The 22,612-nt window shown below is 71.8% G+C and carries 22 protein-coding genes; 14 read left to right on the top strand and 8 right to left on the bottom strand.

Translation table 11 applies throughout. From position 1 onward, the window contains the following. Nucleotides 1–112: 112 nt before the first annotated feature. Entirely contained in the window at nt 113–643 is a 531-nt protein-coding gene (locus ACH34R_RS36005; protein WP_397566064.1) for a hypothetical protein, read from the top strand. Nucleotides 644–669: 26 nt separating this feature from the next. On the opposite strand, the gene ACH34R_RS36000 is transcribed toward ACH34R_RS36005, so the two are convergent. Then, nucleotides 670–1,095, bottom strand: a complete 426-nt coding sequence (locus ACH34R_RS36000; protein WP_397566063.1) for a VOC family protein — start codon at nt 1,093–1,095, stop codon at nt 670–672. Between the two features lie 83 nt (nt 1,096–1,178). Here ACH34R_RS36000 and ACH34R_RS35995 point away from each other — a divergent pair, with 83 nt between their 5' ends. Further along, a complete protein-coding gene (locus tag ACH34R_RS35995; protein WP_397566062.1) occupies nt 1,179–2,165 on the top strand; it encodes a helix-turn-helix transcriptional regulator in 987 nt (328 codons plus the stop codon). Here the strand turns inward: ACH34R_RS35995 and ACH34R_RS35990 are convergent. After that, a complete protein-coding gene (locus tag ACH34R_RS35990; RefSeq protein ID WP_397566061.1) occupies nt 2,159–2,344 on the bottom strand; it encodes a hypothetical protein in 186 nt (61 codons plus the stop codon). The genes ACH34R_RS35995 and ACH34R_RS35990 overlap by 7 nt on opposite strands. On the opposite strand from ACH34R_RS35990, the gene ACH34R_RS35985 reads away from it, so the two are divergent. Further along, on the top strand, nt 2,343–2,528 hold the full coding sequence (locus tag ACH34R_RS35985) for a RidA family protein (RefSeq protein ID WP_397566060.1): 186 nt from the start codon (nt 2,343–2,345) through the stop codon (nt 2,526–2,528). The genes ACH34R_RS35990 and ACH34R_RS35985 overlap by 2 nt on opposite strands. 6 nt (nt 2,529–2,534) lie before the next feature. Here the strand turns inward: ACH34R_RS35985 and ACH34R_RS35980 are convergent, their stop codons facing one another. Further along, the gene (locus ACH34R_RS35980; protein WP_397566059.1) at nt 2,535–2,999 is read right to left on the bottom strand and encodes a MarR family winged helix-turn-helix transcriptional regulator; all 465 of its coding nucleotides are present in this window, start codon (nt 2,997–2,999) and stop codon (nt 2,535–2,537) included. A gap of 151 nt (nt 3,000–3,150) precedes the next feature. Here ACH34R_RS35980 and ACH34R_RS35975 point away from each other — a divergent pair, with 151 nt between their 5' ends. After that, nucleotides 3,151–3,729: an NADPH-dependent FMN reductase gene (locus ACH34R_RS35975; RefSeq protein ID WP_397566058.1), complete on the top strand. Its 579-nt coding sequence runs from the start codon at nt 3,151–3,153 to the stop codon at nt 3,727–3,729. Between the two features lie 27 nt (nt 3,730–3,756). Beyond that, nucleotides 3,757–5,343, top strand: coding sequence for an amidohydrolase family protein (locus tag ACH34R_RS35970; RefSeq protein ID WP_397566057.1), 1,587 nt, complete (start codon nt 3,757–3,759; stop codon nt 5,341–5,343). 84 nt (nt 5,344–5,427) lie between these two features. On the opposite strand, the gene ACH34R_RS35965 is transcribed toward ACH34R_RS35970, so the two are convergent. After that, nucleotides 5,428–6,777, bottom strand: a complete 1,350-nt coding sequence (locus ACH34R_RS35965; RefSeq protein WP_397566056.1) for an MFS transporter — start codon at nt 6,775–6,777, stop codon at nt 5,428–5,430. A 22-nt stretch (nt 6,778–6,799) separates the two neighbouring features. On the opposite strand from ACH34R_RS35965, the gene ACH34R_RS35960 reads away from it, so the two are divergent. Further along, nucleotides 6,800–7,456: a TetR/AcrR family transcriptional regulator gene (locus ACH34R_RS35960; RefSeq protein ID WP_397566055.1), complete on the top strand. Its 657-nt coding sequence runs from the start codon at nt 6,800–6,802 to the stop codon at nt 7,454–7,456. 66 nt (nt 7,457–7,522) lie between these two features. After that, a complete protein-coding gene (locus ACH34R_RS35955) occupies nt 7,523–8,344 on the top strand; it encodes a universal stress protein (protein ID WP_397566054.1) in 822 nt (273 codons plus the stop codon). A 16-nt stretch (nt 8,345–8,360) separates the two neighbouring features. Here the strand turns inward: ACH34R_RS35955 and ACH34R_RS35950 are convergent, their stop codons facing one another. After that, complete coding sequence (locus tag ACH34R_RS35950) at nt 8,361–9,749, bottom strand: dihydrolipoyl dehydrogenase family protein (RefSeq protein WP_397566053.1); 1,389 nt, start codon at nt 9,747–9,749, stop codon at nt 8,361–8,363. 97 nt (nt 9,750–9,846) lie between these two features. Here ACH34R_RS35950 and ACH34R_RS35945 point away from each other — a divergent pair, with 97 nt between their 5' ends. The 5 genes from ACH34R_RS35945 to ACH34R_RS35925 all read left to right on the top strand — a co-directional run bounded on the left by ACH34R_RS35945 (nt 9,847) and on the right by ACH34R_RS35925 (nt 14,296). After that, entirely contained in the window at nt 9,847–10,842 is a 996-nt protein-coding gene (locus ACH34R_RS35945; protein ID WP_397566052.1) for a sigma-70 family RNA polymerase sigma factor, read from the top strand. Between the two features lie 46 nt (nt 10,843–10,888). Beyond that, nucleotides 10,889–11,773, top strand: coding sequence for an alpha/beta fold hydrolase (locus tag ACH34R_RS35940; RefSeq protein ID WP_397566051.1), 885 nt, complete (start codon nt 10,889–10,891; stop codon nt 11,771–11,773). Between the two features lie 101 nt (nt 11,774–11,874). Beyond that, nucleotides 11,875–12,150, top strand: coding sequence for a hypothetical protein (locus ACH34R_RS35935; RefSeq protein ID WP_397566050.1), 276 nt, complete (start codon nt 11,875–11,877; stop codon nt 12,148–12,150). Nucleotides 12,151–12,224: 74 nt separating this feature from the next. Next, nucleotides 12,225–13,685 carry an FAD-dependent oxidoreductase gene (locus tag ACH34R_RS35930; RefSeq protein ID WP_397566049.1) on the top strand — a complete coding sequence of 487 codons (1,461 nt, stop codon included), beginning with the start codon at nt 12,225–12,227 and terminating at the stop codon, nt 13,683–13,685. Next, nucleotides 13,682–14,296, top strand: coding sequence for a TetR/AcrR family transcriptional regulator (locus ACH34R_RS35925; RefSeq protein WP_397566048.1), 615 nt, complete (start codon nt 13,682–13,684; stop codon nt 14,294–14,296). Before ACH34R_RS35930 ends, ACH34R_RS35925 begins: the two co-directional genes overlap by 4 nt. Nucleotides 14,297–14,492: 196 nt before the next feature. On the opposite strand, the gene ACH34R_RS35920 is transcribed toward ACH34R_RS35925, so the two are convergent. Together ACH34R_RS35920 and ACH34R_RS35915 are read right to left on the bottom strand one after the other, a co-directional pair. Further along, nucleotides 14,493–15,917, bottom strand: a complete 1,425-nt coding sequence (locus ACH34R_RS35920; RefSeq protein ID WP_397566047.1) for a hypothetical protein — start codon at nt 15,915–15,917, stop codon at nt 14,493–14,495. 110 nt (nt 15,918–16,027) lie between these two features. Next, nucleotides 16,028–17,473 (bottom strand): MDR family MFS transporter, encoded by a 1,446-nt coding sequence (locus tag ACH34R_RS35915; protein WP_397566046.1) that lies wholly within the window; start codon nt 17,471–17,473, stop codon nt 16,028–16,030. Between the two features lie 1,120 nt (nt 17,474–18,593). On the opposite strand from ACH34R_RS35915, the gene ACH34R_RS35910 reads away from it, so the two are divergent. Next, nucleotides 18,594–20,255 (top strand): TROVE domain-containing protein, encoded by a 1,662-nt coding sequence (locus ACH34R_RS35910; protein ID WP_397566045.1) that lies wholly within the window; start codon nt 18,594–18,596, stop codon nt 20,253–20,255. Between the two features lie 202 nt (nt 20,256–20,457). Further along, on the top strand, nt 20,458–21,534 hold the full coding sequence (locus ACH34R_RS35905; protein WP_397566044.1) for an ABC transporter substrate-binding protein: 1,077 nt from the start codon (nt 20,458–20,460) through the stop codon (nt 21,532–21,534). 3 nt (nt 21,535–21,537) lie between these two features. On the opposite strand, the gene ACH34R_RS35900 is transcribed toward ACH34R_RS35905, so the two are convergent. Beyond that, a complete protein-coding gene (locus tag ACH34R_RS35900) occupies nt 21,538–22,566 on the bottom strand; it encodes a methyltransferase (protein WP_397566043.1) in 1,029 nt (342 codons plus the stop codon). Nucleotides 22,567–22,612 lie beyond the last annotated feature (46 nt).

The following is a 22,612-nucleotide window of genomic DNA, read 5'->3' as shown; positions in this document are numbered from 1 at the left end:
TGTCAATCTCCGCGGACCTCGCCCCGGACGGGCGGCTTTCCGGCTACTGTGCAATTCGGCGTTGCGGTCACCAAGCGTATCCATCCGCTCACCCATCGAAAGGGAGCGAGCCATGTCATCCCCTCTCAGCGCGGGCTCGTCCGGCATCGGCGACGTGGACACGGTGCTGGGCATTCTGGACCAGCACCTGCGCATGATCCGCTCCGGTGACCCGGCGTCCGCCCGCACCCTGCTGATCGACGGGCGGCCCGCCCAGTTGGACGGAGCCGACTTCGACCAGGTCATCGTAGGCGCGGGCACGCTCGTCTACGTGTACGTGGACTGGCTGCGGCAGGCGTACGAGCACCAGGGGGACGACTCCGCCGAAGCGCTCGGCAGCGTCCTCGGATACGTCGTCGACGGGCTGCACGTGATGAACGCCGTCGAGGACGCCGCCATCCCGACCATGGCCGGCCTGATCGTCGCGGCGGGCGTCGGCCTGTCACCGAACCTGTGGCGCGCCCAGTACGGCCCGTGGATGCGGGCCGAGATGAACGCGGTCGAGGCGACGCTGCTGCTCCTGGCCGGTCACGTCAACGAGATCGCACAGGACGACGACCAGGCGATCCGCATGGTCGCCGACGTGCTCGCCGCCGAGCCGTGATCGGCCGCCCGTCCGGGTTTCCGAGGTCAGGGAGCGGTGTACTCGCCGACGACGTCCACGACCCAGGTGACGCCGAACCGGTCCTTCAGCATCCCGTACAGCGGTGCCCACTGCGCGGGCCCCAGCGGCTGGAGAACGGCCGCGCCGTCGGAGAGCCCCTTCCAGTACGCGGTGATCTCCTCGGCCGCCTCGCCCCGCAGTGACACGAAGAACGCGTTCTCGCCCTGGTCCCAGGGCAGGCGCGAGGGCACGTCGTAGGCCATCACCCGAAAGCCGTTGCCGGCCGCCACCTGGCCCCACATCACCTGGTCGGCCTCGGACGGCTCCTGGACGTTCCCGGCGTCCTTGTAGGTCACCACGGCCAGCTCCCCGCCGAACACGGACCGGTAGAACGTGAGCGCCGCGCGGGCGTCACCCCGGAAGTTCAGGTGGGTCACAACATTGACGGACATATGCGATCCCTTCTCTTGTCCGGGGACCACAGTGGCAGGGGAAGCGGCCAGGGTATGGCCGCTACCTGGGGCAATATGGGCCCATGCCGAAGACTTCAGCGCGGCTGCTGGCGCTGCTCTCCCTGCTCCAGGTGCGCCGGGACTGGCCGGGGGCGCTGCTGGCCGAGCGGCTGGACATCAGCCCGCGTACCGTGCGCCGTGACGTGGACCGCCTGCGCGAGCTGGGCTATCCGATCATGGCGATCAAGGGCCCCGACGGAGGCTACCGGCTGGAGGCCGGAACGGAGCTGCCCCCGTTGCTCTTCGATGACGAGCAGGCCGTGGCCCTGGCCGTCGCGCTCCAGCTCGCCGGCGCCACGGGTGCGGGCATCGGGGAGGCCGCGGCGCGTGCGCTGAACACCGTCCGGCAGGTCATGCCCGCCCGGCTGCGCCACCGGATCGACACCCTGCTGGTCACCGCCGTGCAACCGCCTCCGGCCCGACCGGTTCCGCAGGTCGGCGGCGGCGTCCTCACGGCGCTCAGCGCCGCCGTCCACGCCCGCGAGGTGCTGCGCTTCACCTACGAAGGAGCGGCGGGCGACGCGGGCGGGCGGACTTCGCGCCGGGTGGAGCCGCACCACCTCGTCACCTGGGGCGGGCGCTGGTACCTCGTGGCCTGGGATCTCGACCGCGCGGACTGGCGTACCTTCCGGGCGGACCGGATCAGTCCGCGGACCCCGGCCGGGCCCCGCTTCACGCCGCGCGAAGTGCCCGGCGGCGAGGTGGCCGCCTTCGTGACCGGCCGCTTCCGGGGCGCGGACGGCTCCGGCGACTGGCCGTGCGTCGGCGAGGTGATCCTCGACCTGCCCGCCGCCACCGTGTCCGGCTACACCCGCGACGGAGCCGTCGAGGAACTCGGCCCGGACCGTTGCCGGCTCGTCCTGGGCTCGTGGTCGTGGGCCGGCCTGGCCGCGGCCATCGGCAGGTTCGACGCCGGCATCGAGGTCGTCGGCCCGGCCGAGCTCAAAGCCGCCTTCGCCCACCTGGCCCGCCGCTACGCAGCGGCCTCCGGCTCGTGGCCGGGTCAGTGATCAGCGGGTTCCCACCACGTCAGATTGGCCGACGCCTGGGCCACCGGCTCGATGATCTCCCACGCCTCCGCGATCAGGCCCTCGTCGAGCCGCCAGATGTCGACGACCTCGATCCCCGGCTCGGTCCCCGGCCCGGCACCCGGCACCCGGCGGCCTGCGCCGCGAGTGCACCACGACATGATCGCCTTCGGCCGGCACATGCCGGATCTCGACCTGCATGCCGGTCAGCGGGACGAGCGCGGCGCGTACGTCGACACCGAGCGTCCCCCGGCCGGCACCGCGGTCCAGGTGGCCGCGCTCTTCCGCCCGGAACTGCTGCTGGAGGTGGAGGCGCCGGCGCTCGTCGCGGAAGACGCGCGCTGAGCGCGCTCACTCGGGGGGCGGCTGGTCCGCGTCCAGACCGTCCAGGATCTTGGCGGCGAGCCCGGCGAACCGGTCGAGTTCTTCGGGGGTGAGGCGGTCGATGAACAGACGCCGGATCTCCTTGCCGTGGCCGGGCACCGCCTTCTTCAGCGCGGCGAAGCCCTCGTCGGTCAGCACGGCGTAGATGCCGCGGGAGCCGCATGGTTCGCGGGTGACCAGGCCGCGGCGGCTCATCCGGGTGAGCTGGTGGTGCATGCGGCTCTTCTCCCAGCCCGCGGTCCGGCCGAGCTCATAGGAGCGCATTCGTCTGCCGGGCGCCTCGGCCAGCAGGACGAGCACCATGTAGTCGGCGTTGGACAGGCCGCTGCCGGCCTGGAGTTGCCTCTCAAGGCGGGCCGGAAGGAGCAGCACCATCCGGAAGAACGTCCGCCATGCGTGGAGCTCGTGGTCGGTCAATCCAAGCTGCGCCATGCCGCTCATCCTACCAGCGAGTTGACATGTCTACTCGATGGCCTGTATCCAGTAGACACATCAACTCGATGGAGGGCCTTCCCGTGGACACCGTGCGGTGTGCCGTCGTGCGGTGGCTTCGGGACGACCGGCAGAAAGGCAACGTACTTCGATGACCCGCATAGGCATCATTCTGGGCAGTGCACGTGAGCACCGTAACAGCGAGCAGGTGGCCGGCTGGGTGCTCCAGTACGCCGAATTGCGCGACGACGCCACCTTTGAACTCATCGACCTCCGCGACCACCCGCTCCCGCTTTTCGACGAGCAGTTCCCGCCCGCGATGGGCAGGTACCAGAACGACCACACCAAGCGATGGGCGAGCGTCATCGCGTCGTACGACGGCTTCATCATCGTGACGCCGGAATACAATCACGGCATTCCCGCCGTGCTGAAGAACGCCATCGACTTCGTGTTCGCCGAATGGGCCGACAAAGCGGTCGGCTTCGTCTCCTACGGAGTGGCCGGTGGGGCCCGCGCGGTGGAGCACCTGCGGTCGATCGCCGGCAATCTGCACCTGGCCGACGTTCGCCAGCAGGTCATGCTCAACCTGTTGACCGAGTTCGAGGACATGACCGTCTTCAAGCCCGCCGACCACCAGCTCGAACCCCTGGAGACCATGATCGGCCAGGTGGTCGCCTGGAGTGCCGCCCTCGCCCCGCTGCGGGCCGTGCCCGCCGCCAGCGCATCGTGACCAGTCTTCCCGCAAGGAGAAACCCTCATGTCCAGCTCGCAGGATGAAGAAGAGCGGCCGGAGAACGCCACTCGGCGATTCGAGCGTCGTGGCTTTCTGAAGAACTCCACAATGGCCGCCGCCATCGCGGGCGCGGGCCTGCTCGCGGCGCCCCCGGCCGCGGCCCAGGCCCGTGACCAGGCACCACCGAGTAACACCGGCGGCCGGGGACGCCGATATGTCATCCGCGGCGGGGCGGTGATGTCGATGGACCCGAAGGTGGGGAATTTCGAGTCCGCCGACGTCCTGGTCGAGGGCAAGCGGATCGTCGCGGTCAAGCCTCATGTCAACGCCTCCGGGGCCGACGTCATCGACGCGCGCGGGCGCATTGTCATGCCGGGTTTCGTGGACACGCACCACCATATGTTCGAGACGGCCGAGCGGGCCTTTCTCGCCAATGGCCTGCTGCTCGACGACAAGTCGGGCTCGCCGAGCGCGTTCCCCAACTACACCGAGCACATTCTCCAGGGATTCGCCAAGAAGTACCGGCCGCAGGACGTCTACATCAACGAACTGTTCGCCGGGCTTTCCCAGCTCGACGCGGGTGTCACCACGGTGCTCGACGTGTCGCAGATCCACCATTCCCCGGAGCACAGCGACGCGGCGGTCCAGGCGCTGATCGACACCGGGCGGCGTGCCGCGTTCGGCTACTTTGAGGGCGACGGCCGCCCCGGGGCCCGGTACCCCGAGGACGCCCGCCGGCTCAGGAGCCGGTGGTTCTCCTCGGACGACCAGCTCGTGACCATGATCATGGGCGGCGAGGTGCATCTCGGCGAGGAGGTGTACACCCGGGCCTGGACGATCGCCCGTGAGCTGGGCGTGCGGATCGCCGCGCACGCGGTCGGCTCGTTCGGGATGCGGCCGGTCATCGAGAAGATCGCCCGGGGCACCGGCGGTGTCAAGGTGGGGCCGGACAACACGTTCATTCACATGACCGGCCTGTCCGACGAGATCTGGAAGAAGTTCCGGGACGCGGGCGCGCACGTCTCGATCGCCTTCCCGATCGAGATGAACATGCGGCACGGCACACCGCCGATCATCAAGATGCAGGAACTAGGCATGGAGCCCTCCCTCAGCTCCGACGTCGAGACGACGATGGCCGCGGACCCGTTCACGCTGATGCGCTCCGCGATGACCATGCAGCGCATGGTCGTCAACCAGATGGTCCTGGATCAGGGCAGCGGGGAGCCGCCGGACGACTGGCCGAAGCCGGCCGAGGGTACGCCGCCCCTCCTCACGGTCCGCGACGTGCTGCGGTACGGGACCATCAACGGCGCCGACCACCTCGGGCTGGGGGGCAAGACCGGCACGCTCACGCCCGGCAAGGAGGCCGACATCGTGCTGCTCGACGCCACCGCGCTCAACGTCGCGCCGCTCAACAGCGTGCCCGGAGCGGTCGTGTCGCTGATGGACCGCACCAACGTGGAGACCGTGATCGTCGCAGGCAAGATCCGTAAGTGGCGTGGCCGCCTGCTCGACGCGGACCTCGGCCGGCTGACCCGCCGGTTGGAGAACTCACGCGACTACCTCTTCAAGGAGATGAACCTGAAGCAGGACCTGTTCAAATACAGCTAGGCCAGGCCCTGTGCCGGGGCGGGCGGCGGAACGTGGCGTGCGGTTTCACCGGCTCGTCGCCCCAGGCGACCGCCCGCTCGCCGGTCACGCCGCCTCCCCGGCCACGGCCGCCGGCGTACGGCCGAGCGTGCCGTGCGCGAAGGCGAAGGCGGCCGACAGCAGGGCCGCGACGGCCGCGGCGGCGAAGCTCCAGCCCGCCCCGGCGCTCGGCAGCACCGCCCCGGTCACCGCGCCGGCCACGCTGCTCCCCACGATCCTGACCAGCGCGTTCACGCCTCCCGCCGCCGCCGTCTTGGCGGGCTCGACGTGCTCGACGGCCATCGTGCCGAGCGCGGCGTACCCGAGGCCGATGCCCAGGCCCAGCACGCTCGCCGCCCCGTACAGATCCGCCGGTGACCCGTGCGCGACGCTCAGCCAGATCGCCGCGCAGGTCACGACCGCCGATCCCGCGCCGACCAGCGACGACGCCGTGAAGCGGCGCATCAGTCGCCCCGCGAGCAGCGAGACCACCAGCATCAGCAGCGCCGTCGGCAGCAGGTACAGGCCGACCTGGAGTACCGAGGCGCCGAGCTTCTGCTGAGCCACGGCCGACAGCGTGGTGATGACGCCGAACAACGCGAACCCGAGCAGCAGGGACGCGACGGTCGCGCCGACGGTCCCCCGGTGCAGCAGCATCGGGATCTCGATGAGCGGCGAAGTGGTGCGCCTGGCCGACAGCACCCAGGCCGCGAACAGCGCGGCGCTCGCGGCGAGCAGCCCCAGCGTGGCCGCCGAAGTCCAGCCCCAGCCGGGCGCCTTGCTGACGGCGAGCAGCAGGCAGACCAGCCAGGCCGCGATCAGCGCCGCGCCCGCGAAGTCGGGGCGCGCACCGGCCTGCCGGTGGACGGGCTCGCGTACGAAGACGGCGACAAGGGCCGCGCTCAGGGCCGCGAGGCCCGCCAGGATCCAGAACAACGCCTGGTAGCCGCCTCCGACCAGCCCCGCGAGGATCATGCCGCCGCCGCTGCCCACGCCCATCATGGCGCTCAGCACGCCGATCGCCGTGGGCAGCCGTTCGCGCGGCACCTGCTGCCGGGCGATCCCGATGGCCAGCGGCAGCAGGGGCGCGGCCATGCCCTGGAGCACCCGCCCGGCGATGACCCAGGGCAGCGTGGTGGCCAGGGCGGCGGCGATCGATCCGGCGACCAGCAAGGCGAGGGAGGCGATGGCCATGGGCCGCCTGCCGTACAGGTCGCCGAGGCGGGAGAGGAGGGGGATGGCGATCGCTCCGGACAGCAGCGAGGCGGTCAGTGTCCAGGAGGCGGAGGTCAGCGTCGTGCCGAGCTCGCGTTGCAGCGCGGGGAGCAGCGGCACCACGGCGGTCATCTGCACGGTGCCGATGGCCACGCCGAACGCGAGAACGCACACGGCGGTCCAGGGGGACTTTGTATACATGTAGACAAAGTAGCATGGCAGGATGCCGGCGCGTACGGGACGACCTCCCAGAATCTCCAGGACGGACATCCTCGCCGCGGCCTACCGGGTCATCGACGCGGAGGGCGCGCAGGCCCTGACCATGCGCAGGCTGGCCCGCGAGGTCGGGACGACGCCGATGGCGCTCTACCGCCACGTACGCGACAAGGACGAACTGCTCCTCATGCTCCTCGACGACTACGCCGCCGGCGTGCCGCGCCCGGAGCCGCCGGCCGGGGGAGGCCCCGCCGAGCGGGTCATGGCCACCGCCCACGCCATGCGCGAGGCGCTGATGGAGGTGCCGTGGATCGTCGAACTGCTCAGGGCCGACGACCTGATGTCCGCCCGCGCCCTGTGGTACCCGGAGGAGATCATCGACGCGGCCGTCCAGGCCGGCCTCACGTCGGAAGAGGCCGTGGACGCGTACCGGATCATCTGGCACTACACGGCGGGCGAGATCTCCGCACGCGCGGCCGCCGCGCGCCGCCGCGCGGACGACAGGCCGACCCACCGCAGCCAGGTGTTCGAAAGCCTGGACCCCGCCCGGCTCCCGCGCCTGGCCGCGCTTGGCCCCCGCTGGACGGAGCTGACCGGCCGCGACACCTACGACAAGGGGATACAGGCCCTGGTACGCGGCCTGCTACCCGCTCCTCCGGCCTGACGCCGCCGGCCGGTTCTTTCCGCGGAGCCGGAGGTAAGCGGGCGCTGAGCGGGCAGGAGACCTGTCATGGCCGGACGGATCGTGGTCGGTGTGGACGGGTCCGCCCCGTCCGACGCCGCGGTGGAGTGGGCCGCGCTCGACGCCCAGCGGCGCGGCCTGGACCTGCGGGTCGTGCACGTGTGCGAGCCGTGGCGGCGAAACCTGGGCATCGAGCACTGCGGCGGGGCGCTGGAGGCCGCCGACCGGGCGCGCGATCTCACCCGTGACGTCACGGTGTCGGCCGAACTGCTCATCGGGGACGTGGCCGGCGAGCTGATCGGCGAGTCGGAGTCGGCGGACGGCCTGGTGCTGGGCAGCCGGGGGCTCGGCGGGTTCACCGGGATGGTGCTGGGCTCGGTGAGCATGGCGGTGGCGGGGCACGCCGCCGGGCCGGTCGTGGTCGTCCGGGCTCCGCGCGCGGTGGAGTACGGGCGCGTGGTGGTGGGGTACGACGGGTCGGAGCATTCGCGGGCGGCCATGGAGTACGCCGTCGAGCAGGCCCGGGCCCGCGGCGCTCAGGTGCACGTCGTGTCTGCCTGCCAGATCCCGGTCTATCCGCCCTATGCCGTCGCCTACCAGGGGTTGCTGGAGGACGTCGTCGGCGACGAGGTCCGGGCGGCGGGCGAGCGCGTCGCCGAATGGCGGCGGCGTGACCCCGACGTGATCATCACCGACGAGCAGCCCCGGGATCACCCGTCGGCCGCCCTGATCAAGGCGGCAGAGTCGGCGGACCTAGTCGTGGTGGGCTCACGGGGACGCGGCGCGCTGGCCTCGGCGGTGCTCGGCTCGGTCAGCCACGCCGTACTGCACCATGTGAAGTGCCCGGTCGCCGTCGTACGCCCTCGGTAGGCGCGGCCCGCCCGGCTCAGAGCCCGTACGCCTCCAGCAGCCGCAGCCACACCTCGTTCATCGAGGGGAAGACCGGAACGGCATGCCACAACCGCGCCAGCGGGACCTCCCCGACGATGGCGATCGTCGCGGCGTGCACCATCTCCGCGACGTCCTGACCCACGAAGGTCGCGCCGACGAGCACGTCGCGCTCGGTGTCCACGACGATCCTGACCCGCCCGCGATAGCCGTCCGCGTGCAGCGTGGAACCCGCGACGGCCAGATCGATCTCGACCTCGCGGTGCGCGGGCTCCCGCGCGCCGGCGAGGCCGACGGAGGCCACCTCCGGGTCGGTGAACACGACCTGCGGCACGGCATGGTGGTCGGCGGTGGCGGCGAACCGGGTCCAGGGCCGCTCCGGCACGTCGGTCCCCGCGGCGCGGGCGGCGATCACGTCGCCGACCACGCGCCCGGCGTACTTGCCCTGGTGGGTGAGCGGCGCACGCCCGGTGACGTCGCCGGCCGCGTACAGCCAGCCGCCGGGTACGGCCTTGACCAGCCCGGAATCGTCGACCTCAAGCGGGCCGCCGGGGGTCAGGCCGATCGTGTCGAGCCCGAGGTCGTCGGTGGCGGGCCTGCGTCCGGTGGCCACCAGCAGCTCGTCGGCGGTCACCACCCGCCCGTCCGACAGCTCGACGCGCACCTCGCCGTCGCTCCGCGACACGCTCCTGGCCTCGGTCCGCTGGAGAACGGTCACCCCGTCGGCCCGCAGGCCGTCGGCCACCGCGTCACCCGCGAAACCGGCGAAACCGGGCAACGGCCGCTCACCGCGGATGATCAACTCGACCCGGGAGCCCAGCCGCGCCCACGCCTGCGCCATCTCCACACCGACCACGCCACCGCCGAGCACGGCCAACCGGCCGGGCACCGCACTGGCCGACGTGGCCTCCCGCGATGTCCAGGGCCGGGCGTCCGCGAGACCCGGCAAGTCCGGTGTCCTGGGCACGCTGCCGCTGCACACCACGACGGCGTGCTCGGCCCTCAGCACCCGATCGCCCACCGTGACCTCGCGTTTTCCGGTGATCTTCGCGAAGCCGCGGACCGGCGTCATCCCGGTGTCCCGGACCCACTGCTCCTGCCCGCCGTCGTCCCAGTTCGCGGCGACGGAGTCGCGCGTCTTGAAGATCGGGCCAGGGTCCAGGCGGTCACCGACCGGGACGCCGGGCACCCTGCGGGCCGCGGCGAGCGCGTTGCCCGGCCGCAGCAGGGCCTTGCTCGGCATGCACGCCCAGTACGAGCACTCGCCGCCATAGCGCTCGTGCTCCACCAGGGCCACGCTCAGCCCGCCCCGGGCCGCGCGCGCCGCCGCGTTCTCCCCGACCGGGCCGCCCCCGATCACCACGACATCGAACATCTCATGTGTCACACCATCTACCGCACACCATGGAACCGCCGGACGCAACTTCCGGCCTTTGTACGGTGGGGTGGTACGAAGCCGCAGTACGTCAGGGGGGTGATCGCGGGTGGCCGATCTCACGGCGGCGACGCGGCACGAACAGCGCGGGCCGGCCGAAGGGGAGTCGTGGCTGGAACGGTACCGGGCCGAGCTGATCGGCTACTGCTACCGGATGCTGGGCTCGGCCGCCGAGGCCGAGGACGCGGTGCAGGAGACGCTGACGCGGGCCTGGCAGGGCTTCGACGCGTTCGAGGGCAGGTCCGCGCTGCGCTCCTGGCTGTACCGGATCGCCACCAACGTCTGCCTCAACATGCGGAAGAGCGGGCAGCGGCGGGCCCGCCCGATGGATCTCGCCTCCCCGGCCGTGGCGGGGGCCCCGCCGCAGGCGGCGCTGCCCGAGGCCGTCTGGATCGAGCCGATCCCGGACCTGCCGCTCGCGGCCGGGGGCGACCCGGCGGAGCTGGTGGTGTCCAGGGAGCGGATCAGTCTGGCGTTCGTGGCGGCGCTACAGTACCTGACGCCGCGCCAGCGCGCGGTCCTCATCATGCGCGACGTGCTGTCCCTGCGGGCGGACGAGGTCGCCGCGTCCCTTGACACCACGGTGGCGGCGGTCAAGAGCACGCTCCAGCGCGCGCGGGCCGCCCTCGCCGGCCGCGAGGTCATCGAACCGGAGCCGTACCGGCCCGCGGACGCGGCGCAGCGGGCACTGCTGGCACGGTACGTGGACGCCTTCCAGCGCCACGACTTCGACGCGCTGGTCGCCCTGCTGCACGAGGACGCCACCATGTCGATGCCGCCGTTCCCGTGGTGGTTGCGCGGCCGGGAGGAGATCCGCCGGGTGCTCCTCGGCGGGGGCGGCGCGTGCCGTGGCGCGCGGCTGGTGCCCACCGTCGCGAACGGCTCGCCGGCGTTCGGGCAGTACCGCCCGAGCGGCGAGGGCGGCCACGAGCCGTTCGCGCTGGTGGTCACGGACGTGTCGGGCGGGCGGATCATCGGCGTGACCACGTTCCTGGAGGCCACCGGGCTGTTCCCGTCGTTCGCGCTGCCACCCCGGCTGCCGTGACCTCCGCCGCCTCCGATTCCTTTGGCACCTCCGGATTGTCCTACCGATGAAAGGAATGACCCACGACTTGGAGGTGGCGATGAACCCGCAGGACACTCAGACGGTGGCCCACGTGAACGGTGCCGACCTGTGCCTGGAGACCTTCGGCGATCGTGACGATCCGGCGGTCCTCCTCATCGGCTCGTCGATGCTCACCTGGCCCGGCGATTTCTGCCGGCGCCTCGCCGAGGACCGCTTCGTGATCAGGTACGACATGCGCGACACCGGCCGGTCGGTCTCCTACGGCCACCGCGCCGCGCCGTACACCCTGCGGGATCTCGTCACGGACGCGATGGGCCTGCTCGACGTGCTGCGCCTGCCCGCGGCGCACGTCGCCGGGTTCTCCGTGGGCGGCTGGATCGCGCAACTCGCCGCGCTCGACCACCCCGCGAAGGTGACGTCCCTGACCCTGATCGGCACCCGGCCCACCGCCCCGGGCCCGGCGGACGCGGACCTGCCCGAGCATGACGCCGAGCTGATGCAGCGGATGATGAGCGCTCCGGAGCCGGACTGGAACGACCGGGAGAGCGTGATCGAGCACCTGGTGGAGTCCGACCGGCTCTTCGCGGGCACCGCACCGATCGACGAGGCCGCGCGGCGCGCGGTGGCCGAGCGCACCTTCGACCGCACCCCCGATGTCGCGGCGAGCCTGACCAACATCGCCTTCATCGACCACGGCGCCCGCTGGCGCGAACGCCTCGCCGAGATCAAGGCGCCCACGCTGGTGCTGCACGGCACCCACGACCGGTTCTTCCCGTACGGCAACGGCGTGGCCCTCGCCCGTGAGATCCCCGGCGCCCGGCTGGTGCCGCTGGAGGGCGTCGGCCACGAACTACCGCGACACGCCTGGGACACCCTGCTCGCCGAACTCATCGCGCACACCACCGGCTGACGCCGGCCCATCACCGGACGCGCGGTTCCCCCGGTCCCAGCGGTCGAGGAGACCGGGGAACCCGCGGCCCATGACCCTGGCCGACACGGCCAAGGGCCACCGTGCCCGCCGTACGCCTGGACCCCGGCCGGGTGGCGGCCATGCCCTGGCTGCTGCGCACCCTGTACGCCCCCAAGAACCGGATGGACGTCCCCGCCGAACACCTCGGCCGGACCTACGCCCGCCTGGCCACGACGCCGGAGGGCCCGCCCGCGCCGTACGTGGACGAAGACCTCCGCCCGGTCCGCGCCCCGGCCTTCGCCTGCGACGACGCCGCCCGCGAGCGGTTGTGGGAGGTGTCCCAGGCCGCCACCGGTGATCCCGCCTGGCCCTGGTAGCCGGCGATGGACACCGGCCGGCCCACCGTCTATTTTGTTTACGGGACGGTATCGTTAATTAATGGGGAGGGCTCATGGACACCGACGTTCTGGTGGCCGGGGCCGGGCCGGTGGGCCTGGCGCTGGCCTGTGCGCTGCTCCAGCACGGCGTCTCGGTGCGGGTGGTGGACAAGGCCCAGGGGCCCGCCACCACGTCGAGGGCCAACTTCGTGCACGCGCGCGGCTCGGAGGTCCTGGATCGGCTCGACGCCCTCGGCGGCCTGGCCGAGGAGTCGCTGCGGGCGATGACGATCACCACGTACGCCGGGGACCGGCCGATGACGCGCATCCGGTTCGGCGACCCCGGGCTGCGCACCGCCGCGCCTCCGATGGTGATCTCCCAGGCCCGGGTGGAGGCGTCCCTGCGCGACCGCCTGGCCCGGCTGGGCGGGCGGCCCGAGTGGAACACCGGGCTGGTGGCGGCCGAGCAGGACGCCTCCGGCGTTTCCGTGACGCTGGCCGACGGCCGGGTGATCCGCGCGGGCTGGCTCGTGGGCTGCGACGGTACCGGCAGCACCGTGCGCGGGCTGGCCGGCATCGGCTTCCCCGGAGTCAAGGTCAGCGAGCGCTTCCTGCTGGTGGACGCCCGCCTGGACACGACCCTGGAGCGCTCGGGGACCAGCGGCTGGGTACACCCGGACGGCATGCTGGGCGCGATGCCCATGCCCGGCGACCAGTGGCGGCTGCTCGCCTACGACCCCGCCTTCCGCGAGAGCAGGCCGAGCGAGGAACAGATCGTCGAGCGCATGCGGCGCGTCCTGCCCGAGCGCACCGGCCGGATCCGCATCCGGCTGCTGGAGGCCACCTGGGCGTCGCTGTTCCAGGTACACCGCCGGTTGGCCGACACCTACCGGCGCGGACGCGTCCTGCTGGCCGGGGACGCCGCGCACGCGCACGCGCCGTTCGGCGGGCAGGGCATGCTCACCGGGCTCGGCGACGCGGAGAACCTCGCCTGGAAGCTGGCCCTGGTGATCCAGGGCCGGGCCGGTGAGCCTCTGCTGGACACCTACGAGGCCGAGCGGCGTCCGCTGGCCACCAAGGTCCTGAGCGGCAGCACCGCGCAAACCAAGATCAACATCGCCGCCGGGCCGGTCGGCCGTTTCCTGCGCGACCGGGTACTGCTGCCGATCTCCAACTACGGACGGCTCCAGCGATGGGTGACCTACGGGACCTCGCAGCTTTGGGTCAGCTACCGTCGCGGCCCGCTGGGCGGCCGTGGCGGCCGGCCCCGGCCCGGCGACCGCATCCCCGACCTGCCCTGCGAACGGCTCGACGGCGCCCCCACCCGGCTGCACGCCGAACTGCGCGGTCGCTGGGCGGTACTCGGCGGCCCGGACGCCCTCGACGCGGCCCGCGACCGGCTCGGCGACCAGGTCGTGCTCCTCCGGCCGGCCGGCCGTTCGCTGCCCGCTGTGCTCGTACGCCCGGACGCCCACCTGGCCTGCAAGGGCGGCCCTGCCGAGCTGGCACGATGGCTGGACGGAGCACTCCATTGACCGCTGCCCGAGGACGCGGACGGCCCCGCGACCCGCAGACCGACACCGCGATCCTGCGGGCGGCGCTGGAGCTGTTCATCGAACGCGGGGTGGAGGGCGCCAGCATCGAGCAGATCGCCAAGCGCGCGGGCGTGGGCAAGCTCACCGTCTACCGCCGCTGGAGCAGCAAGGAGGAGCTGATCGCCCAGGCCGTCGAGCAGACGATCCCCCGTGACCTCGTCCCCTCCCCGGAGGATGTCGAGGCCATGGCACCGCAGGAGATCATCGAGCGCATGCTTCCCGCGGCGGCGGAGACGGCCGCCAGTCCGGAGTTTCGCGCGCTGACCGCCCGGATGATGGGCTCGGCGGTCAGCCATCCGGCGTTGATGGCCGCCTACTGGAAACACCACATCCTGCCCCGCCGCGAACTCGCGGCCGCGATGCTCCGGCACGCCCAGAAGGACGGCGCGGTGCCTGCGGACGCCGATCCCGACGTACTGATCGACATGATGGTGGGCGCGGTGACGTGGCGCGTACTCCAGCCGACCCCACCGGACGCCGCGGAAATGCTGCGCTATATCAAGGCCGTCTACCAGCAGATCGGGCTCTACCGGCCTTCCCCGGAATCCTGACCACCGCAGCACCAAAGGCCGGCGGCAATGGCGCGGCCGGATTCCCGCACTGACGGCGACCACCGAGGCGGCCATGCCGATCACGCGGGTTCTCGCGGCCGGGGCGCTGCTCGCTTACGGATGCTGCGTGCCCATGAGGGCACCGGAAGCGGCCGGGGAAGTGCCACCCGATCGGGGGCGTAACGCCTGGGCGATGTCACCGGCCATCGGTCTCGGCCGCCGCCCGCCTCCGGGCACCGTGGCGGAGCAAGGTGAGCGCGGCTGTCGCCGCCGTGGCCCCGCCCAGTAGCACGGCCAGCCCGGTGGCCTGGTGGTAGTGGCCGATCAGACCCGCGCTCCACAGGCGGTAGGGCACCATCACCGCGTAGTACTCGGCGAACCCGGTGACGATGACGACGCCCCACGCCGGCAGCCGGACCCGGCGGAGCGCGCGGATCGTCGCGGCCCAGATCAGACCGCCCGCCAGCAGGAGCAGGCCGAAGAGCACGGCCGCGGGGTTGAACAGGATCGGTGTGTTCAATCCCGCCAGGCAGTAGTAGCCTCCGGCCAGCATGGTCAGCGCGGCCAGCGGAAAGGTGGACCGCCCCGCCGCGCAGCCCAGCGCCGCCAGGGCCGCGGCGAGCGCCGCGAGCAGCGCGATGCCGGGAACGAGCTTGTGGTACCTGCCCGGCGCGGTCAGCGCGACCGCCTTCGCGGCGGCGAACCCCGCCGGGCCCGCCCACCCCAGCCGGTGCCATCCGCCGCCGGTGTCGCGCAGGACGATCCCGTCCACGCCGTTGGCCACCACCACGGTATGGCCGCCGGGCGCCTCCTGCACGGCGATGCCCAGCGACGCGACCTTCCCGGCACGATCCGGGGCTCGCGGTTCGTGCGCCCTGGCCAGCCTGTCCTGGTCGCCGGGGGAGACCTCCCAGGCGGTCGTCCACAGGCCGCCCGCCGACTGCTCGACCTTGAGCAGGCCGGGGACGATCCGATAGCAGTGGTCCGGTTCGCCGGGCACACAGGCCGAGGTCCGTACGACGGGCGGGCGCAGGCCGCCGCTCGCGGCCCACGACCATCCGCCGTCGCGGGAGGCGAAGATCGTCTTCGTGGGATGGTACGCCTCGCCGCCGCTGACCGCCACGACGATCGCCCCGTCGTACGTGCCCGCGGCGTACGCGCTGTCGGGCAGCATGACGGGCACGGCGCTCGTCGCCGCCACGGCCAGTACGGCGAAGGGGATCACGATCACGGCCCGGGCCTGCCGTACGGCACGGGGGTGCGGGCGGCCCCGCGCCCACCAGGCCACGGCCAGGGCGGGCAGCGCGAGCAGGTCGGTCGGGTCGGCGATGACCTGCGCGGGCCCCCAGAGCGCCGACCACGCGTACGACGCCAGGGCGGCGCCGCCCAGGGTGGTCTTGACCAGGATGAACCCCGCGCCGGTGAGCGCGGTGGACACCAGGGGGCGGCGGATGAGCAGGTCGAGCAGGGGCGGGGCGATGATCAGCCCGGCCACGTCGCTGAGTTTTCCGGTCACCGGTCCCGGCCACCACGCCTTGAACAGGTGATCGTTGAGCGGCAGCAGGACCACGGCGAGGACGGTCACAGGGTGACCGATCCAGGCCAGGCTCGGTGTCCTCACATCAAGGACATCGGCCAGGAGGTCCGGCGCGATACCCGGCGATAGGGGATTGTGATCATGCGCCGGAGCCGGAGGGTGGGGGGTGCGAGGGCTGTGCAGGCTCGCCGGGGCTAGTGGGAGGTCGCCTTCACCGACCGGTCTTCGTCGATCTCGGTGGCCAGGTCGGGCTCATCGGCGTGCTCGTGGTCGGCCGCGTGCTCCGCGCGGGCCGGGAGGAGCAGGGCGGTGATGACCACGGCCACCGACAGCACGGCGCCGACGATGAAGGCCAGCCGCATGCCGTCGAGGGTGGCGGCCACCTGGGTGACCCCCGTGGCCTTCAGGGCCTCGGCCCGGGCGCTCATGATGGTGATCACCAGGGCGGTGCCGAAGGCGGCGGCGACCTGCTGGAGGGTGCTCAGGATCGAGCTGCCGTGGGAGTAGAGGTGCGGGGGAACCGCGCCGAGCCCGAGGGTGAACACCGGCGTGAAGGTCGCGGCCAGGCTGATCATCAGCAGCGCGTGCACCGCGAGCAGCAGCCAGAACGGCGTGGTCATCGTGACCTGGGTGAAGGCGGCCAGAGCGATCATGATCCCGAACGCGCCCGGGATGACCAGGACCCGCCCGCCGAAGCGGTCGAACAGCCGGCCGACGGTCGGGCCGAGCAGCCCCATCGCGAGGCCGCCGGGCATCACCAGCAGGCCGGTCTGGAGCGGGCTCAGCGCGCGGATGTTCTGGAGATACAGCGGCAGCAGGATCATCGAGCCGAGCATCGCCATGAAGGCGATCGCCATCATGATCAGCGCGATCGTGTAGGTGCGGTGGCGCAGCGTGCGCAGGTCCATCAGCGGCGTGCCGCGCTTTTGCAGGAAGAGCTGCCTGGCGACGAAGACGCCGATGCTGAGCAGCCCCGCCGCCACGATGCCGATGGCAAGGCCGGCGTCGCCGCCCTCGAACTTGCTGAGCCCGTAGACCAGGCCGCCGAAGCCGGCCGCGGCGGTCACCACGCTGAACCAGTCGACGGTGCTGAAGTGGGACTCGTCGATGTTCTTGAGCTTGCTGAGGCCGCCCCAGGTGATCAGAGCGGCGATGGGGAGCACCACGGCGAACAGCAGCCGCCAGGACCCGAGCTGCAGGATCAACCCCGAGATCGTCGGGCCCATCGCGGGCGCCACCGAGATGGCCAGGGTGACATTGCCCATCACCCGGCCCCGGTCGGACTCCGGCACGACCTGCATCAGGGTGGTCATCAACAAGGGCATCATCACCGCGGTGCCGGAAGCCTGGATGATCCGGGCGCCGAGCAACACCTCGAACGTCGGCGCGACGCCGGCCAGCGCGGTGCCGAGCAGGAACAGGGCCATCGCCGTGGTGTACGCCTGGCGGGTGGACACCCGCTGCAGGAACCACCCGGTGATGGGGATCACCGCGGCCATGGTCAGCATGAAGGCGGTCGAAAGCCACTGCGCCGTCTGCTCGGTGATGTGCAGCGCCTCCATGAGCTGCGGAATCGCATTGATCATGATCGTCTCATTGAGGATGACCACGAACGTCGCGAGCACCAGCAGCCGGATCACGGCCGGCGTGCGACCTCGAGCGGCAGGGGCGGGCGTGACAGGTGAGTCGAGCTGTGGGGAGGACAAGGGAAACCTCGATCAGGGTTGCGGGCATAACGTCTCGTGGCTGGTGGCCCAGCCGTCGGTCTCAAGCGGTTGCGGTCGTACAAAAGCCTGCCGGACGCCACCGACAAAACTCATCGACCGTGCTCAACATTCCGGCATGTGATGGGAGATGTCATCTGGATTTAACCGGCGGCAGACAATGATCTTCAGGTCGTCCGAGGGGCCGTTCCGCGCCATGGCCCCAGGTGAGCGGTACGTGCCGCCCCGCCCGCCGGAGGGGATCTCCATGCTAGCGAGAACCGTCCGGCGGCGCGTCGAGGGGCTGCGGGCGTCGTGCCCGCCGGGGAAGGCCCTGGAACCGCCGCCCGCTCGGGCGATGCCCGGCGTCGGCCCGGCCGATCGGCGATCAGAGCGACCGCGATGAGAGAAGAATCACCTTCGCGGGGCGCCCCCGACCGAGGGCCCCCGAGATCGGCCCCGGACATCACGACGGGCACGGCAGAGGCGGTCAAAAGGACGGCATTTCCAGTGCGCCGAATAATCGGATGTGCCGCGGCACGCGCGCCGCTAATATGAGAAGTGGTTCGAGAGACCTGGGAGACGCGGGTCGAATGGGCGTCGGTCATCTTTCTGTAACAAAGACACACCCGGTGCCCGCTTTCCATATCCGCGTTCTCTCATGGCCTCGCGAGCCGATCAGGTCCGGCGCCGGCACGGGTCGAAGCGCGTCGGTCGTCAATTCCCATTGGGGCGGTCGCGGGTTCGAGTCCCGCCCTGGGGTCCGGCCGGCCCAGGCAGCTCGGCTGGTCAGAGCACCTTGCACCGGTGTGCGCCGCCGTGTCCGTGCCGGTTCCAGACCTGATCGTTCGTCGGTTCCGCCGGAGGCACGGGTCGAATTCGATCGGTCATCGATTACGGATCCGGAGGTCGCGGGGATCGATTCCTCGCCACGAGGTCCACATCCTCGTGTGGCGCAGTGGCACCGGGCCGTAAGAACCGGTCGCGATCCCCACATCCGTGCTTCCGGCCGGACCGGCGAGCAGAGGGCGGCGGGGTCGAATGAAAGGAGCGCATCATGGCGAATGATCCCCTCGCGGGCCTTTCGGCGTTCGCGACGCCGCAGCGGCGGCCCATCCCCGGACGCACCGACCAGGTCCGCAATGCCGCCGGCGGCTACGTGTTCGCCAAGGATCTGTGGGCCCGCGTCGAGGACTTCCTGATCCTCGGCACCACCGGCGGCACCTACTACGTGGGCGAGGACAGGCTCACCGCGCAGAACGCGGGCGTGCTGTTCCAGGCCATCGCGGCGGACGGCCCGCGCGTCGTCGCGCTGCTCACCGCCGTCTCGACGGCCCGGCCGCCGCGGGCGCCGAAGAACCGCCCGGCGCTGTTCGCGCTGGCCGCCTGCTACGCGCACGGCGACCCGGCCACCCGGCAGGCGGCGAAGTCCGCCCTGGCCAAGGTCGCCAGGACCACCGATCACCTGGCCTGCTTCTTCGGCTACCACAAGAACCTCGGCGGCAAGGTCACCTCGCGCGGCAGCGCGCCGGTGGCCGGTCGTTCGCTGCGTACCGCGCTCGCGTCGTGGTTCCTCGACGGCACCCCCGACGACGTGGCCTTCCGGGCCTGCAAGGCGCGGCGGCGCAAGACCCCGCAGGGCGAGGCGTTCGACCTGCGCGACGCGCTGCGGATCGCGCACCCGCGGGCCGACTCGCCGCAGCGGCGCACGCTGTTCGGGTGGATCGCCGGAAACGTCGGCGACGACGAGGCGCGCGATGAGCTGCCCGCGATCGACCGGTTCCGCACCGCCAAGGCGGTCACCTCGGTGCGCGAGGCGGTCCGGGTGGTCACCGAGGCGCGGGTGCCGTGGGAGTTCCTGCCCGACGCCATGCTGAGGGAGCCGGAGGTGTGGGACGCGCTCGTGGACACCATCGGCATGACGGCGCTCATCCGCAACCTGGCCCGCATGACGCGGATCGGCACGCTCAAGCCCATGGCGGCGGCCACCTCGCGGGCGGTGCGGCGGCTCACCGACCGCGAGGCGATCCTGCGCGCCCGCATCCACCCGATGGACGCCTGGCTCGCCATGCGCGTCTACGCCTGCGGGCGCAGCCGGCCGAACCCGCGCGGCGGCGCGCAGACCTGGTCCCCGGTACCGGCGATCCTCGACGCGCTGGAGCAGACGTACGAGCTGTCCTTCGGCAACGTGGCGCCGAGCGGGCGGCGGCTCCTGGTCGCGGTGGACTCCTCCGGGTCGATGACGTGGGGCGGCGGGGTGCAGGTGGGCGGCTCGCCGATCGGGTCTCCCTACGAGGTCGCCAACGCGATGGCGGTCATGCTGGCCCGCATCGAGCGGGGCGGCGCGCACGTCATCGACGTCGACACCCGGGTCCACCCGTCCAAGGTGACGCCGCGCACCAACCTGCGCGAGATCGTCGCCTGGCGGCCCTCGGGCGGCGGCACCGACCTGTCGCTCCCGTTCACCTGGGCGCGGCGGGAGCGGTTGCCGGCCGACGGCGTCGTGGTGTTCACCGACAACGAGACCTGGGCGGGCCGCGCCCACGCATCGCAGGCCCTTCGGGCGTACCGCGACGGCGTCAACCCCGGCGTCCGGGTGGTCGTCGCCACGCTGACCCCGTCGGGCCACACGATCGGCGACCCGAAGGACGCGGGTGTGCTCAACATGGCGGGGATCGACGCGTCGCTGCCGCTGGTCGTGACCGGTTTCGTCGGCTGACCGGGCCGGTCGCACCGGCATACGCGCCATGCCGCGAGGTGTGACCGGCACACATGGACTCCGTGACGGCTTTGTGACACTGAGCCGATGACATCTCACTGACGGTCGGCGATCGTGTCGGGCATGCTTCTCGGAAGCTAGCAGGAGGCTCGCCATGAAGGCATCGCCGGGCAGATTCCCATCCGACCGTTCCAGTCTGTTCATGACCCGCCGGGACCTGCTGACCCGCGGTACGGCGCTGGCCGGGGGACTGGCCGCCGCCACGCTGGTCAGCGGGTGCGGCGGCGGTTCCGGTTCCTCGGGGAGCGGGGGAAGCGACCGCGTGGTGGTGGCCGACTGGGGCGGCGCACTGGTCGAGGCGGAGAAGAAGTACATCTTCGATCCGTTCAGCAAGGAGACCGGCATCGAGGTGGTGGTGGCCGGTCCGCCGACGGGCGCGCGTATCAAGGCCATGGTCGAGACCGGCACCATCGAGTGGGACGTGATCGCCGGCGGGCCGGGGACCGTGCTGCCGATCGGCCGGGACTACTTCGAGAAACTGCCCGACCGGCTGCTCGACATCCCCGGGGTCGATCCCTCCTATGCCGACCGCAACTGGCTCACCTACTACCTGTTCTCCGTGGTGCTGGCCTGGAGCACCAAGGCGCCCTGGGCGAAGCGGGGCATGCGGGGCTGGCAGGACTTCTGGGACGTACGGGCCTTCCCCGGCCGGCGGACCCTGCGCGGCGCCGACAACGGCGTGCCCCCGGACATGGAGTTCGCCCTCCTGGGCGACGGGGTGGCCGCCGACCGGCTCTATCCGCTGGACGTCGAACGCGCCTTCGGCAGCCTGGACCGGCTCAAGCCGCACGTGCCGCAGTGGTGGGTCTCGGGCGCGCAGCCGGGGCAGATGCTGGTCAGTGAGCAGGTGGCGGCGTCGAGCATCTTCTCCGGGCGCGTCGGCGCGCTGAAGAACCAGGGCGCGCCGGTCGACTTCACCTGGAACGGCGGCATGTTCGAGCTGGCGAGCTGGTCGGTGATCAAGGGCGCGCCGCACAAGGACGCCGCGTTCAAGCTGATGGAGTACTCCCTGCGGCCCGAGGTGCAGGCCGCGGTGTGGAGCAACTACCCCAACGGACCGGCCAACAGCAAGGCCCTTGACCTGATGGACAAGGACTTCGCCAAGACCCTGCCCTCCCACCCGGACAACCTGGAGGTGCAGTTCATGCAGAACGGCGAGTGGTGGGGTCAGCACCGCGACGCCGTGCTGAAGCGGTTCCAGACCTTCGCCGCCACCTGACCGTCACCCGCCGGCGCCCTCGTCCGCGACGGCCTCCACGACCGACAGCACCGTGCCGGTCGCGACGACGCGGGACAGACGCAGGCCCGCCGCCGCGAACAGCTCGGCGAACTCGGCCGAGGTGCGCTCGCGTCCGGGCAGCGAGGCCATCAGCATCACGTCGACGGTCTTGGCCTGGTGCGGCTCGTTGCCCTTCGGGATGACCGCGTCCACCACCAGGACCCGGCCGCCCGGGGCCATCGCCCGGCGGCAGTTGCGCAGGATGGTCACGCACTGCTCGTCGTTCCAGTCGTGCAGGATGCGCTTGAGCAGGTAGACGTCCGCGCGGGGGACCTCGGTGAAGAAATCGCCGGCCGCCGTCCGCCAGCGGGCGCTGATCTCCGCGCCGGGCGGCCGGTGCCCGGCCAGCACGTGGGCCTCGTCGTACAGGACGCCGTGCAGGCCGGGCCGCCCGTCGAGTACGGCCAGCAGGAAGCCGCCCTGACCGCCGCCGATGTCGGCCACCACGCCCGACTCCGGGAAGTCATAGGCGGCGGCGATGGGCGCGTTCTCCCAGTCCGACATCGCCGCCATGCCGTCGTGGAAGGTCGCCGCGGTCTGCTCGTCCTGGGCGAAGTACTCGAAGAACGACATGCCGAACATGTCATCGAAGACCGAACCGCCCATGCTCAGGCAGCGTTCCAGCTCCCCGCTGGGCTGCCAGAGGGTCCGGTCGGTGAGCATGAGGACGGCCGCCCGTCCGGACAGCGGCACGTCGGAGCGCAGCGCGTGACCCAGGGAGGTGAGCCGGAAGCGTCCGTCCTCGGCCTCCTCGAAGACGCCGCGCGTCGCCAGCAGGCGCATGATCCGGTGCAGGACGGTCGCGTCCGTGCCGGTGCGCTCGGCCAGCTCGGCCGCCGTGAGCGGCCCGTCCGCGAGCCGATCGGCGACCTTGAGCGAGGCGACGGCCCGCAGCGCGGCCGGGTGAACATAGCCGAGCGCCTCGTCGATCAGGAAGAACAGGGAATCCCGCTCGGCGTTTTCGGTGCTCATTTCTGCATTTTCTTCGCGCATGGGACGCCTCCACGGGGTGTGACGC

This window comes from Spongiactinospora sp. 9N601 (genome assembly GCF_044326295.1).
GTDB lineage: Bacteria > Actinomycetota > Actinomycetes > Streptosporangiales > Streptosporangiaceae > Spongiactinospora > Spongiactinospora gelatinilytica.
This window is presented reverse-complemented; position numbering and strand designations above follow the sequence as displayed.